Consider the following 6,570-nt stretch of genomic DNA (forward strand, 5'->3'; position numbering starts at 1 on the left):
TCCAGACAAAATACAGGATTTTTTAGCTACTCAAACAAAAAGTTATTCATATGAAATAATGTTACCTGAAATTGATAATTTTCTATCACAAGCTAGGTGATTTTATCAATAATTTCATTGTGTACGTGATTATCATTTTTTGTTTCAATTCCAGTGATAACACTGCACCTAACGGGCTCTTTTATGGCTATTTCCTGAAATCCTTTTCTGACCTTATTGTAAAAATTAACATCCATTTCTTCATATTTATTCTTGTCTTTTGCTCTATTTAACCCAACTTTAACATCAATATCTAGAATGAATGTAATATCTGGATATTTAATTTCCACTAGCTTATGTAAGTCCCTTATTAGCCCTAAGTCAACTCCAAACCCATATCCTTGATATGCAATAGTTGAATCAATAAACCGATCACAAATCACTATTTTTCCTTCTGCAAGAGCTGGTAATATTAATTTTTTCATATGTTCGTGCCTCATCGAGATAAGTAGCAAGAGTTCAGAAATAGGATCAATATTATTTGTTAACAACACTCCTCTTATCTTTTCTGCAAAATCAGTACCACCTGGTTCTCGAGTCAATACCACATTATTTTCGCCGTGAATTTGCTTAAAATGATTTGCAAGTAGCTTAGATTGTGTTGTTTTACCAGAGCCGTCTATTCCTTCGAAAGTTATGAACATAAGTTTTATAATTATAATACTAAAAAAGAATATGCAAACAGTATACATAGAAACCGTTTGACATTTAAATAATAAGACCTTAAATTACATGTGGTATAATAATAGTCTATGGTTGCTCTGAATACTCCTAAAGTCGATTTTAGTTTTACTGCAAAAGATTTTAATCTTTTGGGAGTAGACAATAAATATTATGCATTAAGTGACTGTTGTGGAAAAAATGGTCTTATTATAATGTTTATATGCAATCACTGTCCTTACGTTCAGTCAATTATTAGCAATCTGGTAAGCGATGTTGATCAATTGAAAAAAGATTATCAGGTAAACACCATTGCAATAATGCCAAATGATGTAAATGAATATCCAGAAGATTCCTTTGAAAATATGATTAATTTTGCCAAGGAAAATAAGTTTACATTTCCATATTTAATTGATAGTACACAGAAAATAGCTAAAGAATACGGGGCTGTTTGTACTCCTGACTTTTTCGGCTTTAATTCCAATTTAAACCTTTGCTATCGTGGACGTTTTAACGACACAAAAAAAGAAAAGGTTCAAAGCTATGAAGTAGGAAGTAGTGACTTATTTCAAGCTATGAAATTTATTGCAGAAACTGGTAATTCTCCAATTGACCAAAAATCAAGTATTGGCTGCTCAATTAAATGGTCTAATTCTACAGGTTAAATATCATGCACAGTGGCTCTCAGCATTTGTTTGATATTATAATTTTGCTTTCTGCTGCTGTGTTTATAGTCATAGCATTTTGGAAAATGAATATTAGTCCAGTGCTTGGTTACTTCGTTGCAGGTGCAGTTATTGGTTCTCACGGATTTAATCTGATACACTCAGCTGAAGCAATGGATAATCTTGCAGAATTTGGTGTAGTTTTTCTATTATTCATTATAGGCCTTGAATTGACATTTGAACGCCTGATCGCTATGCGTATTCATGTATTTGGGTTCGGTTCTCTTCAAGTTATAGTTACCATGGTAGCAATATGGTGCATCGCTCTTACTTTCGGAGTGAATACGAATATAGCAACAGTTATTGGTGGTGGGCTTGCGCTATCCTCAACAGCAATAGTGTTGCAGGTTCTGCAAGAAAAAGGTTCTCAAGCAAGTCAGGTTGGTAGATTGTCGATAGCAGTGCTATTAATGCAAGATTTTGCAGTGGTACCATTAATAGTATTGGTACCTTTACTTACTGGCAATTCTGAGCACAGCCTGATAAGCTCATTGGCAGGTTCATTGGTGCAAGCAGCTATTGCATTAGTGCTGATATTTATAACTGGTAGATTATTGCTTAGACCTTTATTTTCGGTTATTGCTAAAATGGAAAGTAATGAGATCTTTATATCAACAACGCTTTTAATAGTATTAGGAGCAGCATTTATTACTGAGCAATTCCATTTATCGTTAGCATTAGGTGCATTTGTTGCTGGATTGTTAGTTGCAGAAACAGAATATAGACACTCAGTAGAACACGCAGTATTGCCATTTAAAGATTTGTTTCTTGGCTTATTTTTCATGACTGTTGGTATGTCCATCAATACCGAACTTTTACTCAATAAGTTACCACTAATTACTTTATTATCGATTATCCTTATCGTTTTAAAAACATCTATTATATATATATTGTGTAGATTTTTTGGGTTTAAGAGTGCACCTGCTATACAAGCTGGGTTACTGCTTTCACAAGGCGGTGAATTTGCGTTTATTTTGTTTCGCTTAGCAGATGAGCTAAATGTGCTACCAAGTGAAATCGCTCAAGTACTTATGATGGTAACTACAGTAACCATGGCTTTCACTCCTCTTTTATCGGGGCTTGGAGATTGGATAGCAAACTCATTTAGCACTGAGAAAACAATATTAGATGATGAAGCTGTTGAAACAGATACACAAGATCTTTATAACCATGTGATAGTTGCTGGATTTGGTAGAGTGGGATATATGGTAACAAAAATGCTTACGGCAGAGCATTTAAGTTACGTTGTTGTAGATATTCAATCGAAAATAGTCAAAGAAGGAAAAAGTGATAGTTTTCCTATATATCTTGGAGATGTTACAAGATGTGAAATTTTAAAATCGGTAGGAATAGAAAGAGCTCAAGCTCTCGTTATTTCAATAAAGAATGAAGTTACTATAAAAAAAGTTGTTTCTTTAGTTGCAGCAAATTTTCCGCATGTAAATATTGTAATACGCTTACCAGATCTGAGTAATGTGGAGGTTTATAGAGATCTAGGAGCTAGTAAAATTATTCCTGAAACATCTGAGATAGGATTGCAGCTAGGTGGAGCTGCACTGAGCCTTAGTGGTATTAGCGAAAGTGGAGTTACGTCTTTAAAAAGTAGATTCAGAAAAGGCAATTACAGTATGTTAAAAGACCTTGGTAGTGATAAAGATGAATAACTACTTCTCTAATTTTATGTACAGAAAGCTTCAAGCTTTATTGAGGTTTTGCCTATAGTAAATTACGCACATAATCAACCAAATTAAGGAAAGTGCAAACCAAGTGATTGCATATTCCAAATGCTTCATTGGCTGTATAGCTACTTTGCTGCCAAAATTGTTCGGCCACAATACACACTTCTCTAGCTTAATACCTAACTCATTGGAAATTTCTTCTGTACTCAGGGTAAACCATATATTCGAAGCAGTATCGTTCTTGATAAACCAATTTTTACTTTTATTGCTATCGCAATATAAAATTCCATCTGCAACTACTTTTTCAATTTTTACTTTTTTCTCCTTTTTTTCTCCGACTATTCCTTTATTCACCAACATGTAACGTCCAGTGGTAAGCAACATAGGAGACAGCACGTGATAGCCGTGTTGCCCTGCAAAAACATATAGTTCTATGTCACTTAGAATCCCATCAATCTTGACATGCCTATAGTTAAATTTTTCAAGGTCGTTATTGGGCAATAGATGAACCACTGGAAGACTCATACTTTTAATAATATTATTCTTCCAGTTCAATCTGAATATTTGCCATAACCCTAATAAAAAAAGAAGTGAGCAAGGTATAATTAAAATAAATACTATCTTTTTTAACACTCTATATTTGTGTTCTTAAATAGTTTTCAACACCCATTAGTTCAATAAGATCGATCTGTTTCTCAATCCAATGAAAGTGCTCTTCTTCATTTTTTAACATCTCTTCTAATAACATTACACTAACAAAATCCTTTTCTTTCTCAGCGATAGAAATCGTTTCTTTGATATCCTTAATACCTTTTCCCTCTAATTTCAAATTAGCTTCTAAGATTTTCCGTATTGTGTCTTTTGTAAACTTTCCATCATACTTTGATATTTCGTTTGTATCCTGAAAATTTGGGACTCCTTTAAATAACAAAATTCTTTCTGCCAACTTGTTTGCATGTTCAAGTTCTTCGTTAAGCTCATTTTTTACCTTTTCTGCAAGTCTATTAATTCCATTGTTTTTGAGAATCGCAAAATGCAAAAGATACTGGCGTACAGAAGTCAGCTCATTGGTCAATAATTTGTTCAAATGTTTTACTATCTCTTCATTCATAATCTTCCCTTAGTTCAATTCATCAGCATAATTTATATGATAACGATAGTTATAGCAACTCATTTAATAGTTCCTTTGATAACAACCGTATTAAATAGCATGTCGTGGTATGTCTGTTTTTTCTTAGAGAAGCAAGCAACTAGATACCAGCAGAGAGTGAGCAGCACCGTTAATATAGTGAGTAGCACTATTAATATATCGAAAGCGTTTATTAACACGTCCTGTTCTTGGAAAAGCTCGATAAGGATAACTATTATGTTATATAATAGAGAAAGAAAAAACTGAGAAATGCTTCTATCAAATGCTAAACTCAAATCTATTTTAGAACCGTCCAAGCTTATGGTATGTATGTTCATTAATTGCTGACCAGGAGTTGCTTGGGCTTTTGAAGATATAAAATATGTGAAGTAACTGCAATCTATACACATAGATGAAATTAACGGAAAATTCTTTAACAATAGTCTGATTAATAAGTTTGGAATTAATAAAATTGCTCTATCTATCAAATATGCGCAAAAGCGTCTTGTTATACTGGCAATCTCTGTAACAGCGGTCATTACCTATCTTCTAAATACTTTATTACAAAATCTGTAAGTTTATCAAAATGTTGAAAACATAACAAATCTTCATAACCGCTTATTGATTGACCGTATATAATAGGTAAACAATTGGCATTTTGTGCACACAGAACATCTGTGATGCTATCACCAACGAAAAACACATTTTCTCTATTTATAGGCAACGTACTCTCTTCTAATGCAAATAGCAGTGGGGTTGCAGATGGTTTATCTTCTGCAGTATCGCATGACCCAACCACTCTTTCAAAGTAGGAATCTAGTTTAAAATAGGCAACTTCTTTACGTAAATTAGTATTTTTCTTATTACTTACTATTGCTAGATAAATATTGTGGCTTTTCAGTGTCTGCAACATTTTCTCTACTCCTTGATTCAAAGCAATGTTTTGCAATAGTGCATCATCTAAATATTGTTGATATATCTGATTCGCTTTTTTCCACTGATCGCCAAATAAATTGACCATATAGCTCTTTCTCGACTCATGGGAATTTCTATCAGCAGCTTTATTACTATACCCCATTGAGTTTATGGTATGCTTAATAGCATTAAAAATGTTATCTTGAGTGTCAACTAAGGTATTATCCCAATCGAATACTACTGCTAATGGGCTGTTTTTCATTTCTATATTGTTATATATTTTAAATTAATAAGTAAATAACATTTTAATAAAAAAAATATAAATAGGACGCTCTACCACAAGTTATGTTAACTGTTTTTTATATAATTAGCTAACATACTGGTTATATGATATGTTTTAATAGGTAACAGGTATGGCCCAGACATCTAAAGAAAGTGTTGAAAAAAAGTTTAAAGATGTTTTTGAACGTTCTCCAGGTGCTTTTCCAGAAGGTACCTCATTAGAAAAGAAGGTTAATTATATCGCAAAAGGAACAGAGGCTCTAAAAGCTGTGAAAAGTAAGGAGCTTGAGAACAAAATGAAAAACGTTGCAGAATTGAGTCAGAAATTTGAAAGTCAAAAAGGACGTGCAGATGAAAAAGTACGTCAAGATTTTGAAAGAATTGCTGAGCTTGACCAACAATATAAAGGGAAGGGCATCTTCACAAGTGAAAAAGTTGCAGAGCCAAAAAGTGACAAAAAATTCCAAGACACTCCGAGAAAAACTACAACAGCAGTTAAAGACCTTGAACATAATACACAAAAAAAGACTACTGAAGCTTCTGTGCAAACAGCATCAGAGCACGATTCACAAACCGTTAATCCCTCAGTGAGCAAGAGTTCTGTAAAAGAGAAGCTCAACACTGAGCCGGACAAAAAAGATAACACGCCTCAACCACAAGAAAATCAAAAAGAAGAAGGGTTTTTGAGTCTTCTGAAGCGCTTTGTTAAGAAAATATTAGAAAAATTTTTAGGTGAAGGTGAAAAGGATGTAGAGAATGCTCGTGGCATGAAAGAAGATGCTCAAAGAGATACGTCAAATAACGAAGAGCAACAAAAGAGTAAGCAGCTTGATGAAATTTTAAAGGACAAAAGTGTAAGCGAGGGTTTGAAGCAGGCAACAAAGCTTGAGAACTCGGCAATAACGCCTGTTAATACTCCTAAAGTGAATGAAGTATAAACACGGGTCGTGAAAGGTGATCCGCTTTCAAGCTTCATTATACCGCCACGAACCGTCATACCGCCGCGGTATCTCATCCGCTAACAAGTAGCGGGATGACGATTGTCAGGGTGTCATCCCAGTGTCCCTATGATGTCATCCCAGTGCCCTGACTACTTGGATCTAGCAAGCTTTGCTTGCAAATAAGTCTAATACGCGTCGCG

General features: G+C 34.0%; 8 protein-coding genes. 3 read left to right on the top strand and 5 right to left on the bottom strand.

The genetic code is table 11. The features are described 5' to 3' along the window. Positions 1-92 precede the first annotated feature (92 nt). A complete protein-coding gene (tmk, locus tag ACIPNH_RS01665; protein WP_182309943.1) occupies positions 93-683 on the bottom strand; it encodes a dTMP kinase in 591 nt (196 codons plus the stop codon). Between the two features lie 108 nt (positions 684-791). Here tmk and ACIPNH_RS01670 point away from each other — a divergent pair, with 108 nt between their 5' ends. Together ACIPNH_RS01670 and ACIPNH_RS01675 are read left to right on the top strand one after the other, a co-directional pair. Then, positions 792-1,364 (top strand): thioredoxin family protein, encoded by a 573-nt coding sequence (locus tag ACIPNH_RS01670; RefSeq protein WP_006279694.1) that lies wholly within the window; start codon positions 792-794, stop codon positions 1,362-1,364. Positions 1,365-1,369: 5 nt separating this feature from the next. Then, positions 1,370-3,088, top strand: a complete 1,719-nt coding sequence (locus ACIPNH_RS01675) for a monovalent cation:proton antiporter-2 (CPA2) family protein (protein ID WP_400771313.1) — start codon at positions 1,370-1,372, stop codon at positions 3,086-3,088. A gap of 30 nt (positions 3,089-3,118) precedes the next feature. On the opposite strand, the gene ACIPNH_RS01680 is transcribed toward ACIPNH_RS01675, so the two are convergent. The 4 genes from ACIPNH_RS01680 to ACIPNH_RS01695 are packed head-to-tail and all read right to left on the bottom strand — an operon-like array spanning position 3,119 to position 5,409. Further along, positions 3,119-3,736, bottom strand: coding sequence for an SURF1 family protein (locus tag ACIPNH_RS01680; protein ID WP_265041019.1), 618 nt, complete (start codon positions 3,734-3,736; stop codon positions 3,119-3,121). A 1-nt stretch (position 3,737) separates the two neighbouring features. After that, on the bottom strand, positions 3,738-4,214 hold the full coding sequence (gene bfr / locus ACIPNH_RS01685; RefSeq protein ID WP_077188433.1) for a bacterioferritin: 477 nt from the start codon (positions 4,212-4,214) through the stop codon (positions 3,738-3,740). A gap of 59 nt (positions 4,215-4,273) precedes the next feature. Then, positions 4,274-4,771 carry an RDD family protein gene (locus ACIPNH_RS01690; RefSeq protein ID WP_265024536.1) on the bottom strand — a complete coding sequence of 166 codons (498 nt, stop codon included), beginning with the start codon at positions 4,769-4,771 and terminating at the stop codon, positions 4,274-4,276. Then, positions 4,771-5,409 carry an HAD family hydrolase gene (locus ACIPNH_RS01695; RefSeq protein ID WP_400771318.1) on the bottom strand — a complete coding sequence of 213 codons (639 nt, stop codon included), beginning with the start codon at positions 5,407-5,409 and terminating at the stop codon, positions 4,771-4,773. Before ACIPNH_RS01695 ends, ACIPNH_RS01690 begins: the two co-directional genes overlap by 1 nt. 151 nt (positions 5,410-5,560) lie before the next feature. Between ACIPNH_RS01695 and ACIPNH_RS01700 the strand changes: the two genes are divergently transcribed. Beyond that, the gene (locus ACIPNH_RS01700; RefSeq protein WP_400771321.1) at positions 5,561-6,367 is read left to right on the top strand and encodes a hypothetical protein; all 807 of its coding nucleotides are present in this window, start codon (positions 5,561-5,563) and stop codon (positions 6,365-6,367) included. Positions 6,368-6,570 lie beyond the last annotated feature (203 nt).

It is taken from the genome of Wolbachia endosymbiont of Drosophila barbarae (assembly GCF_044752445.1).
GTDB lineage: Bacteria > Pseudomonadota > Alphaproteobacteria > Rickettsiales > Anaplasmataceae > Wolbachia > Wolbachia pipientis.

Bases quoted from the DNA above. Each gene is read 5' to 3' on its own strand.
- tmk (WP_182309943.1), bottom strand. From the start codon at position 683: ATGTTCATAACTTTCGAAGGAATAGACGGCTCTGGTAAAACAACACAA.
- ACIPNH_RS01670 (WP_006279694.1), top strand. From the start codon at position 792: ATGGTTGCTCTGAATACTCCTAAAGTCGATTTTAGTTTTACTGCAAAA.
- ACIPNH_RS01675 (WP_400771313.1), top strand. From the start codon at position 1,370: ATGCACAGTGGCTCTCAGCATTTGTTTGATATTATAATTTTGCTTTCT.
- bfr (WP_077188433.1), bottom strand. From the start codon at position 4,214: ATGAATGAAGAGATAGTAAAACATTTGAACAAATTATTGACCAATGAG.
- ACIPNH_RS01690 (WP_265024536.1), bottom strand. From the start codon at position 4,771: ATGACCGCTGTTACAGAGATTGCCAGTATAACAAGACGCTTTTGCGCA.
- ACIPNH_RS01695 (WP_400771318.1), bottom strand. From the start codon at position 5,409: ATGAAAAACAGCCCATTAGCAGTAGTATTCGATTGGGATAATACCTTA.
- ACIPNH_RS01700 (WP_400771321.1), top strand. From the start codon at position 5,561: ATGGCCCAGACATCTAAAGAAAGTGTTGAAAAAAAGTTTAAAGATGTT.